This window comes from Paenibacillus sp. FSL M7-0134 (assembly GCF_038007865.1).
GTDB lineage: Bacteria > Bacillota > Bacilli > Paenibacillales > Paenibacillaceae > Paenibacillus > Paenibacillus polymyxa_B.
On sequence record NZ_JBBOXV010000001.1, the window covers coordinates 305,083 to 330,000 of the forward strand.

16 protein-coding genes, 11 tRNA genes, 2 rRNA genes and 3 pseudogenes (1 of these 32 only partly in view) are annotated in these 24,918 nt (G+C 45.0%); 1 reads left to right on the top strand and 31 read right to left on the bottom strand.

Going from position 1 to position 24,918, the window contains the following annotated elements:
- Positions 1–385: 385 nt before the first annotated feature.
- From NSQ58_RS01200 to NSQ58_RS01245, 10 genes and pseudogenes are all read right to left on the bottom strand, one after another.
- Positions 386–586: pseudogene (locus tag NSQ58_RS01200) on the bottom strand (diaminobutyrate--2-oxoglutarate transaminase); the annotation flags it as partial.
- Positions 587–838: 252 nt separating this feature from the next.
- On the bottom strand, positions 839–1,171 hold the full coding sequence (locus NSQ58_RS01205; RefSeq protein ID WP_341056767.1) for a hypothetical protein: 333 nt from the start codon (positions 1,169–1,171) through the stop codon (positions 839–841).
- Entirely contained in the window at positions 1,168–1,617 is a 450-nt protein-coding gene (locus NSQ58_RS01210) for a group II intron maturase-specific domain-containing protein (protein ID WP_245248337.1), read from the bottom strand. The genes NSQ58_RS01205 and NSQ58_RS01210 overlap by 4 nt, the downstream gene beginning before the upstream one ends.
- Positions 1,618–2,134: 517 nt before the next feature.
- Positions 2,135–2,389 (bottom strand): hypothetical protein, encoded by a 255-nt coding sequence (locus NSQ58_RS01215; RefSeq protein WP_023990472.1) that lies wholly within the window; start codon positions 2,387–2,389, stop codon positions 2,135–2,137.
- A 732-nt stretch (positions 2,390–3,121) separates the two neighbouring features.
- Entirely contained in the window at positions 3,122–3,280 is a 159-nt protein-coding gene (locus NSQ58_RS01220) for a helix-turn-helix transcriptional regulator (protein ID WP_341056768.1), read from the bottom strand.
- 484 nt (positions 3,281–3,764) lie between these two features.
- Positions 3,765–4,163: a hypothetical protein gene (locus NSQ58_RS01225; RefSeq protein ID WP_076265428.1), complete on the bottom strand. Its 399-nt coding sequence runs from the start codon at positions 4,161–4,163 to the stop codon at positions 3,765–3,767.
- 122 nt (positions 4,164–4,285) lie between these two features.
- Positions 4,286–4,375, bottom strand: a pseudogene (locus tag NSQ58_RS01230) (DNA-binding response regulator); the annotation flags it as partial.
- Between the two features lie 62 nt (positions 4,376–4,437).
- Positions 4,438–5,745 (bottom strand): annotated as a pseudogene (locus NSQ58_RS01235) (histidine kinase); the annotation flags it as partial.
- Between the two features lie 121 nt (positions 5,746–5,866).
- A complete protein-coding gene (locus NSQ58_RS01240; RefSeq protein WP_053326174.1) occupies positions 5,867–6,448 on the bottom strand; it encodes a TetR/AcrR family transcriptional regulator in 582 nt (193 codons plus the stop codon).
- Positions 6,449–6,540: 92 nt separating this feature from the next.
- On the bottom strand, positions 6,541–7,551 hold the full coding sequence (locus NSQ58_RS01245; RefSeq protein WP_341056770.1) for a fumarylacetoacetate hydrolase family protein: 1,011 nt from the start codon (positions 7,549–7,551) through the stop codon (positions 6,541–6,543).
- 165 nt (positions 7,552–7,716) lie between these two features.
- Between NSQ58_RS01245 and NSQ58_RS01250 the strand changes: the two genes are divergently transcribed.
- The gene (locus tag NSQ58_RS01250; protein WP_068939586.1) at positions 7,717–8,739 is read left to right on the top strand and encodes an MBL fold metallo-hydrolase; all 1,023 of its coding nucleotides are present in this window, start codon (positions 7,717–7,719) and stop codon (positions 8,737–8,739) included.
- Between the two features lie 600 nt (positions 8,740–9,339).
- On the opposite strand, the gene NSQ58_RS26715 is transcribed toward NSQ58_RS01250, so the two are convergent.
- The 21 genes from NSQ58_RS26715 to NSQ58_RS01350 form a co-directional block, all read right to left on the bottom strand.
- The gene (locus tag NSQ58_RS26715) at positions 9,340–9,471 is read right to left on the bottom strand and encodes a helix-turn-helix domain-containing protein (RefSeq protein WP_081365979.1); all 132 of its coding nucleotides are present in this window, start codon (positions 9,469–9,471) and stop codon (positions 9,340–9,342) included.
- Between the two features lie 184 nt (positions 9,472–9,655).
- Positions 9,656–11,488: a glutamine--fructose-6-phosphate transaminase (isomerizing) gene (glmS, locus tag NSQ58_RS01255; RefSeq protein WP_023990480.1), complete on the bottom strand. Its 1,833-nt coding sequence runs from the start codon at positions 11,486–11,488 to the stop codon at positions 9,656–9,658.
- A gap of 631 nt (positions 11,489–12,119) precedes the next feature.
- A complete protein-coding gene (gene glmM / locus NSQ58_RS01260; protein WP_013312125.1) occupies positions 12,120–13,460 on the bottom strand; it encodes a phosphoglucosamine mutase in 1,341 nt (446 codons plus the stop codon).
- A 60-nt stretch (positions 13,461–13,520) separates the two neighbouring features.
- The gene (locus NSQ58_RS01265; protein WP_028542644.1) at positions 13,521–14,990 is read right to left on the bottom strand and encodes a CdaR family protein; all 1,470 of its coding nucleotides are present in this window, start codon (positions 14,988–14,990) and stop codon (positions 13,521–13,523) included.
- The gene (gene cdaA / locus NSQ58_RS01270) at positions 14,987–15,820 is read right to left on the bottom strand and encodes a diadenylate cyclase CdaA (protein ID WP_013312127.1); all 834 of its coding nucleotides are present in this window, start codon (positions 15,818–15,820) and stop codon (positions 14,987–14,989) included. The genes NSQ58_RS01265 and cdaA overlap by 4 nt, the downstream gene beginning before the upstream one ends.
- 221 nt (positions 15,821–16,041) lie before the next feature.
- The gene (locus tag NSQ58_RS01275; protein ID WP_013312128.1) at positions 16,042–16,665 is read right to left on the bottom strand and encodes an anti-sigma factor; all 624 of its coding nucleotides are present in this window, start codon (positions 16,663–16,665) and stop codon (positions 16,042–16,044) included.
- Positions 16,666–16,815: 150 nt separating this feature from the next.
- A complete protein-coding gene (sigW, locus tag NSQ58_RS01280) occupies positions 16,816–17,382 on the bottom strand; it encodes an RNA polymerase sigma factor SigW (RefSeq protein WP_016818747.1) in 567 nt (188 codons plus the stop codon).
- Between the two features lie 191 nt (positions 17,383–17,573).
- Positions 17,574–20,366 carry a phosphoenolpyruvate carboxylase gene (gene ppc / locus NSQ58_RS01285; RefSeq protein WP_053326180.1) on the bottom strand — a complete coding sequence of 931 codons (2,793 nt, stop codon included), beginning with the start codon at positions 20,364–20,366 and terminating at the stop codon, positions 17,574–17,576.
- 738 nt (positions 20,367–21,104) lie between these two features.
- Positions 21,105–21,175, bottom strand: a tRNA-Gly gene (locus NSQ58_RS01290).
- Positions 21,176–21,184: 9 nt separating this feature from the next.
- Positions 21,185–21,258, bottom strand: a tRNA-Pro gene (locus NSQ58_RS01295).
- An 18-nt stretch (positions 21,259–21,276) separates the two neighbouring features.
- Positions 21,277–21,353, bottom strand: a tRNA-Arg gene (locus NSQ58_RS01300).
- 5 nt (positions 21,354–21,358) lie between these two features.
- Positions 21,359–21,433: transfer RNA gene (locus NSQ58_RS01305), tRNA-Gly, on the bottom strand.
- Between the two features lie 10 nt (positions 21,434–21,443).
- Positions 21,444–21,524: transfer RNA gene (locus tag NSQ58_RS01310), tRNA-Leu, on the bottom strand.
- 11 nt (positions 21,525–21,535) lie between these two features.
- A tRNA-Lys gene (locus NSQ58_RS01315) sits at positions 21,536–21,611 on the bottom strand.
- A 4-nt stretch (positions 21,612–21,615) separates the two neighbouring features.
- Positions 21,616–21,690 (bottom strand) — tRNA-Gln (locus NSQ58_RS01320).
- 55 nt (positions 21,691–21,745) lie between these two features.
- A tRNA-Val gene (locus tag NSQ58_RS01325) sits at positions 21,746–21,821 on the bottom strand.
- A gap of 11 nt (positions 21,822–21,832) precedes the next feature.
- A tRNA-Glu gene (locus NSQ58_RS01330) sits at positions 21,833–21,904 on the bottom strand.
- An 11-nt stretch (positions 21,905–21,915) separates the two neighbouring features.
- Positions 21,916–21,988 (bottom strand) — tRNA-Thr (locus tag NSQ58_RS01335).
- Positions 21,989–21,991: 3 nt separating this feature from the next.
- A tRNA-Asn gene (locus NSQ58_RS01340) sits at positions 21,992–22,067 on the bottom strand.
- Between the two features lie 19 nt (positions 22,068–22,086).
- Positions 22,087–22,203, bottom strand: a 5S ribosomal RNA gene (gene rrf / locus NSQ58_RS01345).
- A gap of 145 nt (positions 22,204–22,348) precedes the next feature.
- Positions 22,349–24,918: ribosomal RNA gene (locus NSQ58_RS01350) — 23S ribosomal RNA — on the bottom strand; it runs 354 nt beyond the window's last position.

Genomic DNA, 24,918 nt, shown 5'->3' on the forward strand with positions numbered 1-24,918 from the left:
TGGCCAGCAGGAAGTCGACCGTACCTCCGTATTCGGCACCGGAGCTGCCTTTGTCGAAGCCTATGTTTAAGGGATATTGATACACTCTATGTACGATTTTAGTATTCCCCCGCCTGGTGTGGATAAGTAAAGATCTGGCTGCGGGGTAGTGAGCTTTTCCTGACGATTAGATGTGACAATGGTGCTGCATGAGGCTCAAAGAATGCTCCGTATGGCATAAACGGGACAGCCCTTGGATCGGCGGTGAATTCCATGCTGCCTGACGGTACCGCAGGCAGCATGGGGAGAAAATCTTCCAATGGGATGAAAACGTTATCTTAACATCAGGGCCGCACGACCCCCAGAAGGCACTTCCGTGCCTCTTGCCGGGGCGTCCACCTGCTTTCGTTACCAGCAAATCCTGGGTCTCCTGAGAGATCACCTGCTGCATACTGGACTTGATAATGTCGCAGCCGGCGGCCAGATGCTCCATCGAGACGGTCAGCGGAGGCATGATCTTCAGCACGCAGTCTCCTCTGCCGGCTCTTTCAATGATGAGCCCGTTCTCGAAGCTGATCTCCGTCATCCGCTTCGCCTCGGCTTCATCCTTTCTGAACCTTCTGAAGTCATGGAGCAACATATTCTCGGCAGTCATTTTCCACAATTGTCGGTCCCCGCATGCCAGCTTGCTGGGTAGCCAGTGGACTGGTCTCTCGCACACAGCTTGGATAGGTATAAAAACCATCCAATTCTATTTTCTATCATAATTGGAAAGGTAACCTAAGTAAAATTATATCAAAATTCCGAAGAATGTATAGTAAAACTTTAGTTAAATTTGGTCAAGGTGTTAATATTTTGCCTAAAAAGAGCGAATGGAGAAGAAACGCTGGGAATGGTTTGCCATCAATCGAGGAATTCGACGCGTGTCGACATTCAGGCGGGGTGCCAGCCGATTTGGGAGATCTTCCCTGTATACATTCTCTGCCGGTGCTCCGAATCCTTGCGCTTTGCGATAACTTAACATGATTACCTGACGAATTTCTGGAAGCCTGGCTGGAAACGTGACTGGATGTCTGCTGGATATTCTGCTGGAAAATCCGTTGGATACTCGGTTGGAACTGCCCGGCTGGAAGCTGGCCGTAGCGTCCGCCCGGATGGCAGCCGGCATAGTTTTGTATCCCGCCGTCTTCACTGCGCCTCTGCTAGAGTAAAGGGCAGATAAATTCTGCCCCTCCTCATCAAACCGTACGTGAGGTTTTCCCTCATACGCTTCTTGGCATACCATTTTGTGAGTCGCTGAAGGATGTACCAGTCACGTTTAGCCATCTTCCTTTGGCTGTAGGTCGTAACGTAGTAGTTACGCCAACCCTGTATTTTCGGGTTTAAGTATTCCAAATGTTCTTGGAATGATTTGTGACGCATATTCGCAGGGGCTAGTCGTTCCTTCACGACTTCCCTAATTCGTTCCTCTGCCTTACGGCACAGCCATTGTTGGGTCGTATAATATACTTGGCTTTCGGAAGTTTCGGCCTTCGTCTTTCGGTGATGCATGCCTAGGAAGTCGAAGCCTTCTTCTCCTGTCCATAGTCCGACGATTCGCGTTTTTGTCGGGTGTAACGTTAACTCCAGACGTTCCATTATCGTTCGAATGATCTCGTATGCCCGATCCGCATCCTTCTTGGGGATAAATTGGCGCTTTACGGGTTTCCCATCCCCTGGCCTTTACCTTGTTTTATCCATTTTTCTATCGTGGTGGGAATCGGATATGCTTGAGCCATAATGCCCCTCCATTCACCTCGTAGTTTCTTAATGCAAAAAAAGCCCCATTGTAAAAACAAGGTGCCTGACTTTAAGATGTGTGATATATAATTTTTCAAGAGAGATTTCAGTACTAGGCTAGCTTCTTAATAAACTAACTTTCGACAAAAAAGCGTAAATTATAAAGGATGTATATTTAGTGAGATTATACCATGAATTGTGCTTTAAGGAATAAAAAAATAGGTCTTACCATCATAAATATCTTGGTTATCGAGGTTGATATACAATCGCTCAGCACGTAATTTTCACATCTTTGGTCTCCGTCGGATTATCTTAGGTTGCTTTCTTTTATTCTCCAATCCCTTTGAAAAATAACACTGCTACAGATAGTGTCGTCTTAGAGGAATCTTAAATTGGGTTGCTTTTTATGAAAAAATTTATGCATCCATTCGTCTTTCTCCAGCTTGGTCAGTATATACTTAGTCGTTATATTTTTTAACTGACGAAACCGATTAATCTCAGATTTTTTAAAGAAACCTTTTGCAGCATACTCCATCAATAACTCGTAATTAATACGCCCAGCACAAACTAAAGAATCCTCACTTAATTGACCAAGTGCATCTTTGACATTAAGCTGCGGACTTGGGATCACTACATTCAAGCTTCCAAAAGGAAGCTCTATTCTTTGAATTTCCTCTTTGACCCCCCCGACTCATGGCTTCGCATGAGCTGTAGAAGGATATACGAGTGTACGCATATACTCCAAGGAGTCACTAATATTCAAACCAGGACTCGTAACGAACATCTTATAGACGTCGGTGTGCCCATGTCATCAATTACATCTTGGATGGAAGATCCTATCGTAAATGGAGCGGTCCCCTTCTTCTTGAGCCAATAGATACTTTCAAATTATGGTTGATATTATTCCACCCAATGATATGATCATTAGAGTCCAATTCCACATTTGATTCCCATAAGTCCATGAGTTTCCGATGATCGATATCGAAGTTCCCATAACATCAATCACTTTTTGCTTCGGAGACCCTATAGTAAAAAATTAGGACTTTCTTCTTCCAGATTTATATGGATAGCCGTGTGTCCATCTCAATTGGATGGATCATATGTCTAATGTGAACTTAAAACATAACTACTGAAGGCTTTGCAATAATGAGTCCCCTTCACGGCTCCGCGAAGGTTCATTTATCTCTATACCGCTTTAACTTCAAATCAACAATTCCCTCTATTTCCTGTTTATCGCCCAGGTCTAACTTTCGAAATCCTGAGATTAATTTTGATTCAAGATCATCTAACTTAACTTGAAATAATCCACTATAAAAAGTTGCCGCCTCATCAAGTAACAACCAATCTAAATCAATTTCGAAATTTAGTTTAAGGCAATTACGGTTTCTAAGGATGGTTTGTATTTATCTTTTTCCAATTCACTTAATGTACCCTGAGAAATACCAATAGTAGATGAAAAGTCAGTTTGATTAAGCTTATTTAATTTTCTTATACTCTTTATCTTTTCACCCAAAGTCTTCATTGCTCCACCTACCATCCATAAAAATGAAATACATACTTAATTTATAATAGTTATATATATTATATATTCATTTGTATTTTAGATAAAAAAACATTTTTTTCATCGCGACAATAAGCTCTTGATTTCTCATACTGTTTTTAACAGAAACTTGGATTTCTCCTGCTTCAATTACTTAAGATACCAATACAGGAAAGGGTTCAAAGCCCTTTGATTTGTCATGCAACTATACTCGCTCTGATTGAGCCAAAGCAGTCGCCTCCTGAATTTAATAAAAAAAGCCCGATGATACTTGCTCATCGGACTTTTGTTAAATACTTACTAAGAAGAGATATTATTGTTATTTTTCATTAATATTTAGTACACAACTTTATTGTTTAGTACACAACTTTATTGTCCGAAGACAAATTAGTGTCTATATACAATAAAGTTGAGTTCTCAAATCATATTTAAAGCTTCTCCTTCAATTAAAAAAGTCATTTTATAATTATCCGTTATTACTTAGCCCCTCATCGGATTTTAATTTCAAAAAGTTGGCCACTGAATCAGAGAAATAAATCATATAAATAATGTAGATAAGGGGATTAATCAACGCCTCTTTTCCCCAGAGCGAAGGAAGCACAATATCCTGATCTGACAGCCCAATTTGCGACAACATTTCTTCGCCAAAGCGACTGAGAAATTTTGAATACATTGTTGTTGTATAAAAAGAGTGGGTTTGTTCAACTTTATCTCTATTTAAAAAATAAAACATGTTCTTTCGGATTTTAGTAAAGCGAATGGCTCTTTGCATGTGAAGTAGGAGCCAGTTATTGTGGGCAATGGTAAACAAGTCGTTATTAATATTTGAATGAGTACAATGAAGGGATTGAAAAAACTCGCGCAAATGTTCAATCCTGGTATGTTAAACGTAGCAAGAGGGATGACATAGCTTGGAGACAATTTGTGATTTACCAGCCCCCACATATAGCTTGATTGCGCGCATAAAAACAACCTTCTCCCCACTTTTCAGGTGCCTTGTTCAAGCGCATATCTTGTAAGCTGGACACGATTTTGAAGATACAACTTTTGCAATATAATTTTCAAATGGTTTTTAACCATAGTATAACGAGGTTCCATTTATTTGAATGCAGGCATTCAATGATACTCTTCTCTTATACTTAACCTTGCATAATACTATCAGGAAGAGTATCTCGCTTGATATGAGGATCGTAATTGGCGACCACAAGAATATCCATATGCCGCGCAGTGCGCAGTAACTTTTGGATAATTGTTCCTTCCCGTAAACGTTTCCATATGGGGCTGTCACTCTGACCAATAATGAGTTGGGTAGTATGATATTCATTAGCTCTGGCAAGAAGAACATCTGCAAGCTTATCAGAATGCCCAAGTGGCACAACTTCAAAATGCCCGCCTAGACGCACTACCAGGCTTTCGAGTTTCTCTTTTTTCATCAATTCCTCTTCATTCATCGTATCCGTTGGGTGTACATATGTGACAATCCATTGTACCTTTAGTCGGAATGCAATTCTAAATCCCCGCCGGATTAACCTTTCTGCATTGGAACTCAGCTTGACGCATACGAAAATGACCTCCCGCTTATTCCAGGGTCCACGTAAGGAACTTTTGCGCTCCCATGCTTCCAGACGTTCATCCACATCGTCCGCAATTTCCCGAAGCGCCAGCTCCCTTAAAGCAATTAAATTTCCAATTTTAAAAAAGTTCCCCAGAGTCTGATCTATCTTCTCCCGGGCATATATCTTTCCTTCCTTCATACGGGCTTGTAGAGCCTGCGGTGCCACATCGATCAGCTCGACCTCGTCAGCAAGGCGAAGAATGGAATCCGGGACGGTTTCCCTGAAACGCACCCCTGTAATTTGCTCCACTGCATCATTTAAGCTCTCTAAATGCTGAACGTTAACGGTAGAAATGACAGAAATCCCAGCATTCAAAATTTCCAATACATCTTCATATCGCTTTTTGTTTTTGCTACTGGGAACGTTGGTGTGAGCCAACTCGTCGACAAGTACCAGTTCAGGATTCCGCCGGATGATTGCCCCAGTATCCATTTCTACAAGTTCTGTGCCTGAATATTTGATTTTTGTGCGCTCGATTAATGGCAGTTCTGCAACCTGCTGGATGGTTTCTTTTCGCCCATGCGTTTCCAGCAAACCAATTACAACATCAATGCCCTTTTTAAGAAGATGATTGCCCTCTTGCAGCATAGTGTAGGTTTTGCCAACTCCAGGAGCCGCACCAATAAAGACCTTGAATCTTCCCCTTTTGATTCGTCCAATTTTCTCATCCACTTCCCGTGAATTTAAGCGGTGATATAACGGGTTTTTCTTCGGATTGGTCATTTTGGCTGGCAGAATTCGCTCTCCATGGTGCTCCGCCCGATCAGCAACGATAAAGATATCCATATTTTTGGATTTTTTTAGAATGTCATTGATGACGGAGCCTTGCCAGAAATAATGTCCCGGTTGCAGTATAACGAGCTTTCGAGCATCTTGGTGCATCTTCTTTCAATTGTTCTAGAGTTAAAGCTGCGCAAGCAGTCTTCGGCATATTTAAATAAATCAACAAAGCTTATGACTGAGACAAAATTCCTTTTACAAACAATGAGACACTGTGCTTGTAGAACTCTTCCTCGGTGACGAGTTGGGACTGATATTGCCGGTGAATCAGCTCGCTCATCTGAAATCCGTAGCACATCGAGAGAAAAGACATGGCGGCAAGACGCTCATCCTGTCTGGCTATAACTTTTTTCTTCTGCAAGCGTTCAAAATATTCAACCAGCAAGGAGTGCAGCTTCACCGGCGGATCGGCCAGCACTCTGTCCAATTCGGGAAGCATTCCTTTGTCGCGGATGCCAATCAAAATGATGTCCGCATTTTTATGGAAAAACAAACGGTACTGCTGGCTTACATTCAGCAGATCGACTTCCGGATTATCGGTCGCGTCCTCTTTTAACAGCTTCTCAAATTGCGGGATATCCGAATGTCTTTCAATGATGGCTTCCAATATGCCTTTCTTGCTTCCAAATTGCCGGAAAATCGTAGATTCATTGACTTTAGCTTCCGTTGCAATGGCTTTGGTGCTTACTCCCCGATAGCCCTTCTTTTTGATGAGCCGTGTCGCGGCTTCAATGATTCTGTCTGAAGTTTGCATTGTATTTCTCCTTTTGCATATGTTAAACCTATTCTACTACAAGTTTTGCATGTGCAGCAGGGTCGGGGTTCATCATTTTCATAAACGTTTATTTAAGGCAAATCGCTTCTTTTTTCCCAGCGGCTTGGTTCCGTAATCTTGACATGATCAGGCACCAATTGCGTGAGCGTGCCTAATTTATCAAATGTAATCTGGATTCGGTCAGAGGGCAACAGCCATTGTTCGGTCTCGATTGCGCAGCAATCCGGTATCGTCCCCATTCCTATAATCGTGCCCGGGAGCGGCGTGAAAACTTTGAGAACCTCCTCCATCACTTTTGCAGGGTGTGCAGAATACTCGGATGTGCTTCCCTTCCAGTGCAGTCTCTCCCCGATGCGTACATCCACATCCAGTACCAGCGGGTTGTCGATTTCATCCGGCGTAACCAGAAATGGTCCTATTCCTTTGCTGCGATCAAAATCTTTGCAGCGCGTCGGTCCGGTCAGCGCCTGGAAATCCGGCCACTGCACATCGCGGACAGTACTGTCGTTAAAAATAACATAACCTGCAATGCAATTCCCCTTCCCTGTAACAAAGGCCAGCTCCGGCTCGATATCCAGGTAGGAAGTGTACGAAGGCCAATGAATCGTATCCCCATCGCCAATTAATGCATTATGGTTACACTTGTAATAACTGAAAGTTACTTTATTCGGATCTTTCTGGAATTTTTCAGTAATATTTCGTTTAAGCTCTTCTCTTTCCGGCCCTGTATATTCTCTTTGCAGCAGATTTGCGCCAGCATTTCTCAGATGTCTTGGCGTCAGCCCAAAATCGATAAGCGCAGCCGGATTTGGAACCGGCGGCAGCAGTTTTACCGCTGCAATCGGGCAGATTTCATGTTCATTGAATTGATGCGACTGTTCGACAGCATATTGCATCAATTCCTTAGCGGCATCATAACTTGCCGGCAAATAATGAAGATAGCTGTCCATACATTCAAGACTGTCAACGAATGTTCCCTGCTTTTTCATGATTGCGGCAAAAGACACGACAAATTTCTCGTTAATTACAAGCCCAAACAAAGGTTCCTGGGATGTCTTGGTTTGAAAGGTTACTAGCTTCATGTTGCAGCGCCTCCATCTATGTAGTGTGATGTTGTTCTGTTACTATCATATAGCACAGAGAAAATGCATGCAAGTACATGCTTGCATTTCTGTTTTCCATTCTCTATAATAAAGACATAGTCAGTATGCCTTACCCCAAAAACATATACGCAAAGGAGAATTTTCATGAAGTATGGACATATTATCCAAAAACCTCGTGTTAAATTTTTTGAAGTTGCAGATGGCGTCTTTGCCGGTATTTCGCCGTATCGCGGCATCAGTTGGGCCAATGCCGGGTTCATCAACAAGGGTGAAGGGCTGGTGTATGACACGTTCTTCGATTTGTTCCATGCGCGGGAAATGCGGGAGGCTTTTATGGAAGTAAGCAACGGCGGCTCTCCCGCATATGTGGTGAACTCGCACTATAACAGCGACCATGCCTGGGGAAACAAAGTGTTTGAAGATGCTTGCATTATTATGCACAAGGAAGCGTCCAGAGAGCGTCTCACCGAAAATATCGCCTGGATGGACAGCGTCATTAGAAGAGGAAAGGATTCTCCGGAATCGACTTCGGGCGAGCGGTTTTTTGCAGCGGAATTTGAAGGATTCGACCTGGAAGGCGTAGATTGGGTGCTCCCGAATATTGAGATAAAGGACGATATCAACATCCGTCTTGGAGATACGGAAGTTATGATTTACAACGTAGCTCCGGCCCACTCTGACAGTGACTTACTGCTGTGGATGCCAAAAGAAAAAGTGCTGTTCGCCGGCGATGTCGTGTTTAACGGTTGTACGGCATACAGCGAAGAGGGAACCCTCAATTGGGTTAAAGTGCTTGATCGCATTATTGATGAAATTAAACCCGAAATCGTTGTTCCAGGACATGGCGCCATCTGTGGCCTGGACTTCGTGAAGGAGCAGAGAGACTACCTCCTGAATCTGATCAGCGAGTTCAACAAGCATTACAATGGCGAAATTGATTCCTTGTCCCTGACCAAGCAAATTGATATTTCCCGCTTTCTTCATTGGATTCAGCCAGAACGCTTGTATGTTACAGTGGATATCCTATTGAAAAGCAAACGAGGGTTACCACCCCTTCCAATTTGGAACGAGGTGCCTGCTAAGCTGGAAGACATGAAAGCTTTTTTGGCCGGAAAATATGGTAATCAAATCAAGCCATGGGACCCTATGAGTGTTTGGCAAGAATAGCAATTTGAAGCTAGCCTACGAAAAACAAAAAACGGCCCTGTCGCAAACGATGCGAACAGCGGCCGTTCTTTTGAATTGTTCCACGGAAATAAAATCGGCGCTTAGAACCGATTATGAAAAAAATGGAGATGGACTTATGACTTACTAGTAGAACTCTTCTAAAACGATATAACCAAAATTTGATGTTAAGTGTATTTCTCTTCTTTAAAGGGATTCCAAGACTTTTGGCGGTAGCCACCATCACTAACCTGCCCGTTAGCTTAATGACGAATCGTCAGTCTAAGACTTTATTTTCTCAATCTATATCTTTATTTTCTTAGTCTAGAACTTTGTTTTACGGTCTAATACTTTATTTTCTTTTAACATTTTTAAGGCATCTTAATAAGAAGCTTCCGGGAAAGATTAGTACCGAACAATCTTCAGCTTTATAAAATCAATAATTTCATCTCTATCTTCTTTAGTAAGTTCTCGAAACAAAGAAATAAGTTCTAGTTCCTAGGCTTCAATTAGCTAAATTAAAAATAGGGTTCTTTGATACAGGCGTATCTCCAAAGATTAACCACTCTATATGGGAATTGAAGTTTTCTTTAATTGCTATAATTAGGGTCTATATTTATCTTGCTCTAGTTCACTCAACGTTCCTTGAGAAATTCCAATTGTATTTGCAAACTTTATTTGATTTAAGTTGTTTGTTTTTCTAATAGTTCGAATTCGTTGGCCTATTGTAGACATAATTGCCCTCCTAAGCTAAAAAGATCCCGATATAATATCATCGGGATCTTTCTTGATGTTTGTAAAATAACTAGTTCCATACTTTTTTTACTGGTTCCACAGTTTTTTTATTGGTTCCATACATTCTTTTACTGGTTCCGCACTTTTTTATCACCAGACAATTAGTTTAGCATTTTACTAAAGCTTATTCTACGGTAACACTTTTCGCCAGGTTACGTGGTTTGTCAACATCATGACCCAGTGCAAGAGAAGCGTAGTAAGCCAACAGTTGGAGAGATACAACCGAAATTGCAGCAGACAGGATTGGAAGTGTCTTTGGAATGGCAAATACCTGATCCACGGACTTCAGCAACTCAACTGCGTGCTCTTCGTACGTAATCGCAAGAACATCTGCACCACGAGCCTTAACTTCCTTAATGTTGCTCACGGTTTTCTCCAACACGGATTCCTGTGTTACCAAAGCGATAACCGGAATGCCGTCTTCAATCAATGCCAGTGTACCATGCTTCAATTCACCCGCAGCATAAGCCTCGGAATGAATGTAGGAGATTTCCTTGAGCTTCAGGGAGCCTTCCTGTACTACAGCATAGTCCTGACCGCGACCAATAAAGAACAGGTGCTTGTGGCTTGCAATTTGCTCAGCATAGGCTTTGATCGCATCTGCTTTACCCAGCATCTCTTCCACTTGCTCTGGCAGAGATTCCATAGCAGCCAGCACATGAGCTACTTGCTCACCCGTTTGTGTGCCACGCACTTGAGCGAGATACAAACCAAACAGATAGAACGCAATCAATTGTGAAGAATATGCTTTAGTGGAGGCTACGGCAATTTCCGGTCCTGCCAGTGTAACCAACACATCATCTGCATCACGGGCAATGGAGCTGCCGACTACGTTGGTAATCGCCAGTACATGAGCGCCATTTGCTTGTGCTTCACGCAGTGCTGCCAACGTGTCAGCAGTTTCACCGGATTGGCTCACTACGATCACCAATGTCTCTGGTGTTACGATAGGTGAACGATAACGATATTCGGAAGCCACATCGTTTTCTACCGGTATACGAGCCAGACTTTCAATAACTGTACGACCAATCAAACCAGCATTGTAAGCTGTACCACACGCGACAATTTGAATGTTGCGGATATTTTTAATTTGTTCTTCTGTCAGCTTCAGCTCAGGAAGAACAACTTTTTTAGTATCTTTATCGATACGGCCCAACATTGTGTCACGATAAGCCTTAGGCTGCTCGTGAATTTCTTTCAGCATAAAATGCTCATAGCCGCCTTTTTCTGCTGTTACAGCATCCCATTCGACATGAATCATTTCCCGAGAAATAAATTGGCCTTCGATTGTCATTAATTCGACAGCATCACTGGTCAAAACAGCCATTTCGCCATCGTTCAAAATAAATACATTGCGTGTATATTTCAGAATAGCCGGAATGTCGGAACCGATAAAGTTCTCGCCTTCTCCCACACCAATAACCAGCGGGCTAGCTTGACGAACAGCAACCAGCTTATTAGGCTCGTGCTCTGTCAGCACACCCAGTGCAAAAGCACCGCGCATAAAGGTAATTGCTTTTTGTACTGCTTTAACGATATCCCCTTTATATTCACGCGCAACCAGATGGGAAATAACTTCCGTGTCCGTTTCGGAAATAAAGGTATGACCTTCGCTAATCAGCTGCTCCTTCAGCTCCAGATAGTTCTCAATAATTCCGTTGTGAACTACAGAGAACTTTTGGCTCTCATCCAAATGTGGATGGGAGTTTTCATCAGAAGGCTTACCGTGCGTTGCCCAACGTGTATGTCCGATACCTGCATGGCCTACCAATGGCGTACCATCCAGTTTAGCTTCCAGATTCGCCAGACGACCTTTAGCCTTAGCTACTTGCAATCCTGAATCTGTAAACACGGCAATACCCGCAGAGTCATAACCGCGATACTCCAGCTTCTTCAATCCGTCAATCAATACCTCTTGTGTATTCTGATTACCAATATATCCTACAATGCCACACATATTCGTTATCCTCCCGATCATCATTTCACAAGACGACTCATCACAGGACTAACGTGTGCGGTAGATTGCGGAATAAAGTTCATTCATCTATGAAGTTGTCAATGATAACTATAGAATTTACAGGCATCTCTTCACGAATGTAACGAAATTCCCAAACCGCGCACGCCAATGATGATGGCCGCACATTCATGAAATGAATCTTATAATTTAGGTTATAAAATAATAAAGGCATCTACCGGTGCGTTGTGTAAACAGTTGCCTGTTCATTTTCCGCTGCCGGTTTACGGCTTGATGCTTCACCGGAAGGTCCCCGCCGAATGTTTCGAACACCTTCACCTCGTCAGCTTGTTTTGTCGTGAACCGATTTGCGAGCAACTTTATCTCAACTGAATCCGTTGCTTCTCCACCAAGTTCCCCCGCACAAAATCAAGCTCTGGCGCTTGTATTACGAACCTTACAACCCTCACTTTCTCTATCTGAGTCACAGCATCCCTATATTATATTCAGCTAAGTATCATTTGGCAATGACACTTTATTCATAATTACACCATGAAGGTCATAAATCGTTAGTAAATAACCGCAAACGCCGTTGCCTGCTTCTTTTTCGCAGGCAACCGACGTTTACAAAATTTTAAACTAATTCTTTCTTCACGACATCTACGATCTGACCGACAAATTGCTCCAGTTCGTCCTTATCCGGGCCTTCGGCCATCACACGAATAAGTGATTCTGTGCCTGAAGCACGGACCAATACACGCCCATTATCACCCAATTGTTGTTCCACCTGCTCAATTGCTTCTGCAATAGCAGGATTCCCCTCGTAATTGCGTTTGTCCTGCACACGCACATTTACGAGCACTTGCGGATACTGTTTCATGAGCGATTTTAGCTCACTCATTTTCTTGCCAGAAGCTTTCAAGGTATCTACCAGCTGAATCCCGGTCAGCATGCCATCGCCTGTCGTATTGTGATCCAGGAAAATAACATGACCAGACTGCTCACCGCCCAGATTAAATCCACCCCGACGCATTTCTTCCATCACATAACGGTCCCCGACCGCAGTTTTTGCAGTCTTGAGTGCCAGCTTTTCAGTAGCTTTATAAAAACCGATATTACTCATCACTGTCGATACAATGGTGCTATCCTTAAGTTTTCCCGCGCGGTTCATTGCATCTCCGCAAATGCAGAGAATATAGTCGCCGTCTACCTCTTCCCCGTTCTCATCAATCGCGATCAGACGGTCGGCATCGCCGTCAAAGGCCAGACCAATATCCGCTTTCAAGCGGCGCACTTCCTCTTTCAACTTCTCAGGATGAGTCGATCCGCAATGATCATTGATATTCAAACCGTTTGGCTCGGCACCGATGGTATGTACCTCAGCTCCCAGTTCTGCAAAAAGCTTCGGCGCCAGCTCATAAGCTGCTCCGTTTGCACAATCCAGTACAATTTTTAACCCTTCAAAAGAATGGCTAATTGTTGTTTTCAAGAACTCCAGATAATCGTAGCGGGAGTGCTCGTCTACAACAACCGTTCCCAATCCGCCACCAATCGGACGAGGCAGTTGGTCTTCTTTTGCATCCATCAGCTCTTCAATTTTCAATTCCGTTTCGTCTGTCAATTTAAAACCGTCGCCGCCAAAAAACTTAATGCCGTTGTCTTCAACTGGATTGTGGGATGCTGAGATCATCACACCAGCGTCAGCTTTCAATTGACGTGTGAGATATGCCACCCCAGGTGTCGAAACAATACCTAGACGAACCACATTAGCCCCAATGGACAGCAAACCGGCTACAAGAGCCGATTCCAGCATCAGTCCAGATATCCGTGTATCCATACCAATAACAACTGTCGGTTTCTCTACATTACCTGCTAAAACATATCCGCCGCAGCGGCCAATGCTATATGCCAGTTCGGCTGTAAGTTCCTGATTAGCAACGCCTCGTACACCATCTGTACCAAAATATTTCCCCATGTAAAATGACTCCCTTTTTTTGTCTAATAAATCATGATTATTTACTACAGATAAAACATGTTATGGCTGACTGTTCTCCGAGGTTCCATTCGCAGAAGAATCTGCGCCGTTATGAGGATTTGTTTTATCCTCCGCAGCTGCGTTGTCCCCGGTCTTAGCGTCAGAGTCTCCACTTTGACTGCCTTGCCCCTCCTGTGGCCTCTCCTGCCCCTTTTCGCCACTACCAGAGGGGTTTGATTCATTCTCACTGTTCGGATTCGTTACAGCAGGCGTAGAAGGGCTCTCAATGTTGACCGTTGCCTTTAGTTGGCTAGCATTTCCGGCTTGCGTAATATATTTAGGCAAGCCTACTTTCAGAGTAACCTCGTGTTGACCAGCCGCGAGGCCACTTACATCTGCCACCAAACTAATATCATCATTGGTTAAATTGTTTACCATATCCTGCGGGCCCTTCACAGTAACATCCATCGTCTTGCCTGCGGGCGCTGTAACAGTCGCAGTCGCTCCATCTCCTGCACCTTGTAAAACGATTGGGATGCCTGACAGCGTCCGTTCCGTATCTGTGACTTCATTGGAAGGAACGACGGTCACCTGAATTTGTATTGACCCTGGCTCGATTTTATCAGAACCTGAGGGGGCTGCCAAATTAGCTTGAACTGCACGGGTCCCCGCTTCCGTAAATTGACTTAAATCCAATGTAGCCGTGACGTAAGAACTAAGGCTGCCCAATACATCCTGCGATGCATACACCGCCGCTTCTTTCACGTTTGCATTGACTTTAGAAAGCGCCAATCCGTCTGGCAACTCTCCGGAATAGACAATCTTAACAGGCACAGATTTTGCCTGCTGAGTTACCGGAATTTCAACGGAAACAGTGGATGGCTCAATGACCGCTCCTGTAAGTTCCTGTCCCTTTTTGTTATAAGCCTTCAGTTTTACACGCTTCTGTTCAAACTTTTCTGAGATGCCATCCGTATTAACAGCCCCCTGAACGGCAGTGACGGTACTCAACTGGCTTTTGGGCAAGGTAACCTTCACGGTTTGAGGAGCAATCACAGGCTTACCAAGCTGCAATCCCGCATCTGGATTTCCTTGAGGAACTATAGATACATTAAATGATTTCGTTTGTTTTTCCTCAATCGTCACTGTAACACGGTTAGGAGTCATAGATACCAATTCCACCCCGTCCGGTAAATCCGGTTCGAGTGATAATGTTTTAGTGCCTGCTCCTAAGCCGTTTAAGTTTAGCTTTGCCTGATAATTATCCGCGAAAAAGGAAGTCAGCACAGAACGCTGTCCTCTAACTTCCATCTTTACATGGTCAGTATCCATGGTAGACAATACATATTTTGAATCATCCAGACCACTGGCCTGAATGGCCACATTATCAATCACTTTATTATTATAAGAAACGGTCAGCGTAGATGAAGGTGTACCTGTATCTAGATGGACCATTCCCCACAGCAGAACAGCAACCGCAAGCGCCAATATCTTGGAAATCGTATTATTGTTAATCCATTTGTCCATCATGAATTTCCACGGCCTCCCCTCCGATTCCAGAATGAGCCGCGTTTTTCCTTCAAAGACGGTGTTGGCCGCAACTCCTCATACAGCTTGGAGATTAGGGATTCTTCCTTAATGTCGCGCACGACCTGTCCATTAATGGCCAAAGAAATTTGCCCTGTTTCCTCTGACACCACGACAGTTACGGCATCCGTTACCTCACTCACCCCAATCGCAGCCCGGTGACGGGTTCCCAACTCCTTGCTGATGAACGGATTTTCCGATAATGGCAAATAACAGGCCGCAGAAGCAATCTGTTTATTTTGAATAATCACCGCACCATCATGCAGAGGTGTATTAGGAATGAAGATGTTAATTAGCAGTTCAGAACTGACTACAGCCTGTGTCTTGATACCAGACTCTGTATATTCGTTTAGCCCTGTCTCACGCTCAAATACGACCAAAGCTCCTATTTTCCTACGTGATAAATAATTCAGCGCCTTAATCATTTCTCCGATTAACTTGTTAATCTCTTCATCATCCGCAGACGAACGCCCAAATAGTTTGCCACGCCCCAACTGTTCTAGTGCACGACGCAACTCAGGCTGAAAAATAATAAAGATAGCCACCACACCAAAGGTGAACATCTGGTTCATCAACCACTTGAGGGTATACAAATCAAACCAGGTACTAACCGCCCAAATGACAACCAGAAACAGAATCCCTTTCAACAATTGAACTGCACGCGTTCCGCGAACAAGTAAAATAAGCTGATACATAATATAGGTTACGATCAAAATGTCGATAATATCTTTAATGGACTCTTTCCAAGTCAGGTCCGCAAAATAATCCAACATGCGCATGCCCCCGCAATTTTCTGTAGTGAGTGGGTGTAATATGTACACAGTATGCTCTCTCTATCTAGGTTATAACGATCAGGCTCACGTTGCAAGCTGTGTGACAAAAGAACCGCTAAAATCAGTAAAATACAGTACAATTCGCCAGCTTCATATACAAAAAAACGCCTTTTCCAGCGGAAAGAGGCGCTCGATATCGTCCTTGCCATTTCAAGCTTCTTTTATGGAGAAGAGGGTCCCCCGAATAAATCAGTAACCTTGTACCAAATCCAATCCAAGGTTTGATCAATACTTTTAACCTGTCCTGCAATATGAGCGGTGGACGCTTGATAATAAGAACCATCAATTACAGTTACATTTCCTTCCACATCGCCGTATACACGGGCTTCACCATTTTGCACTGTTAGATCTCCGGCAATGGATTTCCCTTCAGGCACAATCACAGTATCACCCTGAATAACGACTTGATCCAGTTGGCTTCCTTTGACTACCAATTGATGGTCCGTGCTAGAAAAGCTGGCCATGCTTGAGCATATAACAATAAGGAAGAAGGCAGCGGCTGTTACAGCGGGATGCCTTTTCACCCACGTCAGCATAGGCACCGCAGTCTGTCTTTTATGCGGTGGCAAAGCATTCATAATGCGAAATGTCAGCTCATCCGATACACACGGCACTTGATGATAGCGTGTACCGTAAAGCATCGCATCCGTCCGCTCCAGCTCTTTAAAACGCATGCGGCATTCCGGGCAGTCTAACAAGTGCTGTTCCAACTCATGTTTGTCCTGCTCAGACAGGTCGCCATCTAGATAGTCATGCATAAAAGAGACGGCTTGTTTGCAATCCATATGAGCCAATCCTTTCTAATATTCTTCCGTGTTTCTCAACATAACATGCTCCGGCTTAGAAACTTTGCTCATCTTACATACGTTACAACGAGCATTATGTTTCATAAAAACATCTACGCAGACTCTTTTCCTAGAATCTATGCGCATGATCTATAGCTTGTGCTCCAGTTTTTTGCGCAGAAAATCCCGGCCCCTGTGTACTCTTGTCTTAATCGTGGTGACTGGGAGATTGAGCACATCGCTGATTTCCTGTAAGGAAAGCTCCTGCAAGTACCGTAAAACCATAATCGTCCTATATTTATCCGGAAGGCTGTCAATGGCGTCATGAATTAAAGCCTGCGTTTCGGACAGAAGCGTACTCCCCTCAGGGGTAAGCTCTTCACTGGCGAGCATGGCGTACCCATCGACACCTTCCTGATCATTCATTTCAGCATCAAGTGAGTATGTAGGTTTTCTCCTTCGCAGACGATCAATGCACAGATTTGTAGCAATTCGATAAATCCAGGTTGAGAACTTCTGTCCATGATCGTATTTTTCCAAATTACGATACACACGCAAAAAAGTTTCCTGCACCAGATCCTCCGCCTCATGGCGATTACCTAGCATCCGGTAGGAAAGATGAAAAATCCGATCTTTATATAACTCGACTAACTCCGCAAAAGCTCGCTGATCACCTTTCTGTACCAGCCTCACCAAGCGGCTTTCCATATTATCCACTCTATACTCCCCCAGACTTGCTGATGGGTTACTTACTACATGTTTATGATTATTCATCGTAGTTTAATTTTATCCGGAAATCAACTGTAGTATTGTTACTAACTGCAAGCACACCTGCCATCAATATACAAACAGCACAATCGGGCACCCCATGAGTACCCGATTGCCTGTATTCGTACAACCACACTATATCAGCCCGTATTTCTTAAGCCTGCGGCAATTCCGTTAATCGTCAACAATACCTCACGCAGCATTTCAGTGTCATCACCGTTCTGATCCCGCAGCTCCCGTAGCTCACTTAGCAATTGAACCTGCAAGTAACTTAACGGATCAACATAAGGATTACGCAACCGGATAGATTCCTGAATAACCGGCACGTCGTCCAAAATCTCGGATTGTCCGGTTATTTTCAAAATCAACTCAGATGTCAGCTTGAACTCCGCTGAAATCTGTCCGAAAATGCGCTGCCGGGCCTCTTCGTTATCCGACATCCCAGCGTACTCTTCTGCAATCAGTAAATCCGCTTTAGCGATTGCCATTTGCAGTGTATCAATAAGTGACCGGAAGAAAGCAGAGTCCCTAAACATCGTTTGCAGCACTTTAAGGTTATCCTCATTGTTTTGATAGAAGCTTTGCAAACCTGTTCCAGCCGCATACCACGCAGGTAATAAGTAACGGCTTTGTGTCCATGCAAAAACCCATGGAATGGCGCGCAAGTCCTCAAAACGTTCGCTGTTCTTACGCTTGGACGGACGAGATCCAATATTCAGCTCGCCCACCTCAGGCAACGGTGTAGATTCTTTGAAGAAGTTGAAGAAATCTGGATCTCGGAAAATCAAATCCTGATACTTATCCAGTGATACTTGGGAAATGCGGGCGATAATCTCCTCCCAGCTCTCCTCAAACACTTCCTTCTTCCCGGAACGATGATATGCCACAGCCGTAATCAGCGCCGATGTTGCCTGCTCCAAGCTCCGGTACGCGATGCCTCTAAGCGAGTATCGGGATGATAGTACTTCGCCTTGCTCCGTAATCTTGATTCCGCCTCCAATCGTATGAGGAGGCTGAGCCAAAATACTGCGATTAAGTGGCATTCCACCACGACCCAGCGCACCTCCACGACCATGGAAAAACTTCACTTTTACGCCAAACTCATTAACTACTTCCGTAATGCTATTCATAGCGACCCGAAGTTCCCAGTTCGCTGTAACCACACCGCCATCTTTATTACTGTCCGAGTATCCCAGCATAATCTCCTGAAGCTGGTCCATCGCAGCCACAGATTGTCGATATACAGGCAAGTTCATCAATCTTCTCATAATATCAGGTGCAGCATGCAGATCATCTATCGTTTCGAACAAAGGGACGGATTGCAGCGTACAGATAACAGTACCATCCTTCTCGATGCGGAACAGGCCTACCTCTTTGGATAAGACCATAACCTCCAGTAAGTCACTGGCTCCCTGAGTCATACTGATCAAGTAGCTTGTAATGGACTGCTTGCCGAATTCCTCCTGAGCCAAATAAATCGTACGATATACGTCAAGACATTCCTGTGTACTATCGCTATATTTTAAATACGGTGAAGTAATCGGACGAGGTTCATTCAGCAGCTTTTCCAGCAGATTTATTTTTTCTTCTTCTGACAGCTTACTGTAATCCGACACAATATTCATTTTAGAAAGAATTTCAGTCATCGCATTTTCATGTTCTTGACTATGCTGACGCACATCCAGCGTAGCTGTATGGAATCCAAACAACTCTACCTGGCGAATCATCTTTTGAATATATGTGTTTGCTACATAATCGGCAAAATGATGACGCAGGCTGTTGTCAATAACATTTAGGTCTGCAATGAGCTCTTCCGCAGAATTATAACGCTCATTGGTGCCCTGTTTGCTTTCATCCAGGATGTTGTTCACTTTAGCAATCATAAATGCTAGTTTAATGCGATAAGGCTCTTTTTCGTTATGCCATACTTCCATCTTTTTAAGTGTAATGTGAGTACGGTCTTCTTCAATAGAAGCCAGCAGATCATCGGAAACTCGCACAATGCTGGTGCTGAAACTCAAGTAACCCATGAGTTCCTTTAACGTGTGCTGATATTCTCTCAAAGCCAACTTGCGCTGCATACGTAACGTTTCCCAAGTCACATGAGCTGTCACAGACGGATTGCCATCCCGGTCTCCACCGATCCAGGAACCAAATCTCAGATAAGTGGGTATGTGCCATTTTTGTTCGGGATAATATTTGTCCAAACATCGTTCCAATTCTTGGTACACATCTGGGAGTACATGAAACAAGGTCTCGTGAAAATAATACATTCCATTTCTCACTTCATCTAATACAGTTGGCTTGCGATCACGCAGCTCATCTGTCTGCCACAGCGTAATTACTTCGTTTAGCAGATTCTCCCGTACCTGTTCCCGCTCACGCAAGGTAAGCATCGGATTATCCAGCAGCATGACGTCCTCGGAAATGCGCTTGTGGATATCCAGAATTACTCGTCGTGTCGCTTCTGTAGGATGTGCGGTCATGACTAGCTCCAAAGAGAGCTCTTTCAGCAAGTTGCTAACGTCCTCAGCGGAGAAGCCCCCTTGTTTAAGCTCCTGAACGGAACTTTCAATGGAACCGGGCTGAACATCTTCACCAGCGGAATGCTCATAATCCCGCTTACGACGAATACGATGGTTTTGCTCAGCGATATTCACCAACTGAAAATAAATCGCAAACGCGCGAATAACCTGGTGACGAATATCCGTATCCAGTCCGCTGACCATTTGTTTGAAATTCTCATACAACTCCGGCTGATACCCGGCACGTAACGATTTACTTGTCTCACGTATTTTCTCCACGATATCCAAAAGTTCGTTGCCACCCTGATGAACCAAAACCTCACCAAGAATATTCCCTAGAAAACGAACGTCCCGCCGTAGCAGATTGTTGGATTGGTTTTTGTTAGCGGTTAACGTAAGCTCAGTCATGCTTTTCCCCCCATCTGATCTGTTCCACACCATATACAGTTGTAGCAAAGGTACGTATACACACGAAATTTGACACTTTCTTAACATCATACAATAAAAACGCATGAAAAGCTGCAAAATTTACAGTAAAAAATCATCTTTTTGAATTACTTCTTTCGAGAAAATATTGGATTGTTATGAATAAATATGAAATTAATAAATAGAAATGAATGTATACACTAGTGATGCGTGAAACATTATGCACAGTCTCTTATAAAGAGTGTGTTTTTAAAGGTACAAATTCATGCGACATAGTGTGTATATGTTTATTATTTGTTGACAAAGTCAACTCCATTAGCCTTCTATCCACAAAGATATACACAAATTAGCCATTTTCTCAGTGTTTCTAGGGTATTTCCTCTTTAACACTTCGCTTTTTACCCACATAAATAAAGGGAAATGTGCACAACCCAAGAGCAACTGTTGAGTTATCACCATGAATTCGTACCATAATAGCTATAGGATTCCTATATTTAAAGGATTTGATCACGAAATTAGCCTTACTGCAGGAGAAAGGGGAACGTTAGAGGGGAAATTCGGGATCTAGGTGTCAAAAGTAACAAGAGCCTATGTACAATATGCACAAGTCATCCCCAACTGTGCATGACAGGAGACATAATTGCACTAGCTTATATACATAGAAGTAAATGTAATGTGGACAAAATAAAAAGAAGCCTTTCGGCTTCTAGGTAATCGGTAAGCGGGTGATGGGAATCGAACCCACGCTATCAGCTTGGAAGGCTGAAGTTCTACCATTGAACTACACCCGCAAAATAGTATCGGGATGACACGATTTGAACATGCGACCCCCTGGTCCCAAACCAGGTGCTCTACCAAGCTGAGCTACATCCCGATATAATTTTTTAAAATATGGCGCGCCCTGAGAGATTCGAACTCCCGGCCTTTTGATTCGTAGTCAAACGCTCTATCCAGCTGAGCTAAGGGCGCAAATATGGAGCGGACGACGGGAATCGAACCCGCGACCCTCGCCTTGGCAAGGCGATGCTCTACCGCTGAGCCACGTCCGCAAAAACAAGATGCGCGTGGAGGGACTTGAACCCCCACGTCAAAGACGCTAGATCCTAAGTCTAGTGCGTCTGCCAATTCCGCCACACGCGCATGTAATACAATGGTGAGCCATGAAGGACTCGAACCTTCGACACCCTGATTAAAAGTCAGGTGCTCTACCAACTGAGCTAATGGCTCTTAATGGCTGGGGATATAGGATTTGAACCTATGCATGACGGAGTCAAAGTCCGTTGCCTTACCGCTTGGCTAATCCCCAATATGCATATGATTCACAATTCCCCAAGATTTCATCCAGGTAAGAGGATGAAAAATGGTGGAGGCTGAGGGGCTCGAACCCCCGACCCTCTGCTTGTAAGGCAGATGCTCTCCCAGCTGAGCTAAGCCTCCATAATATCCTATGACCCGTAGGGGATTCGAACCCCTGTTACCTCCGTGAAAGGGAGGTGTCTTAACCCCTTGACCAACGGGCCATCCTATAACAAGCTCTCAACCGGGTTCGAACCGGTGACCTCATCCTTACCATGGATGCACTCTACCTGCTGAGCTATGAGAGCAAATGGCTCCCCGAACAGGACTCGAACCTGTGACAACTCGATTAACAGTCGAGTGCTCTACCAACTGAGCTATCAGGGAATATTAATCATAAAGCTCTGCTTGGCGACGTCCTACTCTCCCAGGACCCTGCGGTCCAAGTACCATCGGCGCTGGAGGGCTTAACGGTCGTGTTCGGGATGGGTACGTGTGGAACCCCTCCGCTATCGCCACCAAACATGAATTTGCTGTGCTTCTCCCGTACGGTTATTTGGTTCATCACTTATCGTGTGAATGAATAGCCATGCGCTTGTATGTATTTCTACATACCTTCAAGGTTACACCCTGAAAACTGGATTCGAAACTCATTTGCGTTTTATTTTTAGGATAAGCCCTCGACCGATTAGTATTGGTCAGCTCCATGCATTACTGCACTTCCACCCCCAACCTATCTACCTCGTCGTCTTCAAGGGGTCTTACTAATTGGGAAATCTCATCTTGAGGGGGGCTTCACGCTTAGATGCTTTCAGCGCTTATCCCTTCCGTACATAGCTACCCAGCGGTGCTCCTGGCGGAACAACTGGTACACCAGCGGTACGTCCATCCCGGTCCTCTCGTACTAAGGACAGCTCCTCTCAAATTTCCTACGCCCACGACAGATAGGGACCGAACTGTCTCACGACGTTCTGAACCCAGCTCGCGTACCGCTTTAATGGGCGAACAGCCCAACCCTTGGGACCTACTTCAGCCCCAGGATGCGATGAGCCGACATCGAGGTGCCAAACCTCCCCGTCGATGTGGACTCTTGGGGGAGATAAGCCTGTTATCCCCAGGGTAGCTTTTATCCGTTGAGCGATGGCCCTTCCATGCGGTACCACCGGATCACTAAGCCCGACTTTCGTCCCTGCTCGACTTGTAGGTCTCGCAGTCAAGCTCCCTTCTGCCTTTGCACTCTTCGAATGATTTCCAACCATTCTGAGGGAACCTTGGGGCGCCTCCGTTACTCTTTAGGAGGCGACCGCCCCAGTCAAACTGCCCACCTGACACTGTCCTCGCACCGGATCACGGTACCAAGTTAGAACCTAGATACGATCAGGGTGGTATCCCAAGGATGCCTCCCTTCAAGCTGGCGCTCAAAGTTCTACGGCTCCCACCTATCCTGTACAGATCGTACCCAAATTCAATATCAAGCTGCAGTAAAGCTCCATGGGGTCTTTCCGTCTTGTCGCGGGTAACCTGCATCTTCACAGGTATTAAAATTTCACCGGATCTCTCGTTGAGACAGCGCCCAAGTCGTTACGCCATTCGTGCGGGTCAGAATTTACCTGACAAGGAATTTCGCTACCTTAGGACCGTTATAGTTACGGCCGCCGTTTACTGGGGCTTCGGTTCATAGCTTCGCCCGAAGGCTTACCACTCCCCTTAACCTTCCAGCACCGGGCAGGCGTCAGCCCGTATACTTCGCCTTGCGGCTTCGCACAGACCTGTGTTTTTGCTAAACAGTCGCTTGGGCCTTTTCACTGCGGCCCCCTCGGGCTATTCACCCTACCGAGGCACCCCTTCTCCCGAAGTTACGGGGTCATTTTGCCGAGTTCCTTAACGAGAGTTCTTCCGCGCGCCTTAGAATTCTCTTCTCGCCTACCTGTGTCGGTTTGCGGTACGGGCACCTTCTCCTGGCTAGAGGCTTTTCTTGGCAGTCTGAGATCATGACCTTCGCTACTATAATTTTCGCTCCCCATCACAGCCCAGCCTTACGATGTGCGGATTTGCCTACACACCAGCCTCACTGCTTAGACGGACATCCATCAGTCCGCGTCACTACCCTACTGCGTCACCCCATCGCTCATAACGGATTACGGTGGTACAGGAATTTCGACCTGTTGTCCTTCGACTACGCCTATCGGCCTCGCCTTAGGTCCCGACTTACCCTGAGCGGACGAACCTTCCTCAGGAACCCTTAGGCTTTCGGCGGATCTGATTCTCACAGATCTTTTCGTTACTCATACCGGCATTCTCACTTGAATGCAGTCCAGCGCTCCTTACGGTACACCTTCAACCCGCATTCAACGCTCCCCTACCCCTGATGCAAGCATCAAGCCATAGCTTCGGTGGTGTGTTTAGCCCCGTTACATTTTCGGCGCAGAGTCACTCGACCAGTGAGCTATTACGCACTCTTTCAATGGTGGCTGCTTCTAAGCCAACATCCTGGTTGTCTGTGCAACTCCACATCCTTTCCCACTTAACACACACTTGGGGACCTTAGCTGATGGTCTGGGCTGTTTCCCTTTCGACAATGGATCTTAGCACTCACTGTCTGACTCCCGGAACTAAATCTATGGCATTCGGAGTTTGACTGAGCTTGGTAACCCTTGCGGGCCCCGCACCCAATCAGTGCTCTACCTCCACGATTCTATTTCCGAGGCTAGCCCTAAAGCTATTTCGGGGAGAACCAGCTATCTCCGGGTTCGATTGGAATTTCTCCGCTACCCCCACCTCATCCCCGCATTTTTCAACATGCGTGGGTTCGGGCCTCCAGTGCGTGTTACCGCACCTTCACCCTGGACAGGGGTAGATCACCCGGTTTCGGGTCTACGTCCACGTACTCATTCGCCCTATTCAGACTCGCTTTCGCTGCGGCTTCAGCTCTTCACCTTAACCTTGCACGGGAACGTAACTCGCCGGTTCATTCTACAAAAGGCACGCCATCACCCATAGATCGGGCTCTGACTTCTTGTAAGCACACGGTTTCAGGATCTATTTCACTCCCCTTCCGGGGTGCTTTTCACCTTTCCCTCACGGTACTGCTTCACTATCGGTCGCCAGGGAGTATTTAGCCTTGGCAGATGGTCCTGCCGGATTCATACGGGGTTTCACGTGCCCCGCACTACTCGGGATCCGTCTCGGAGAGAACAAGTTTTGAACTACAGGGCTTTTACCTTCTCTGGCGGGCCTT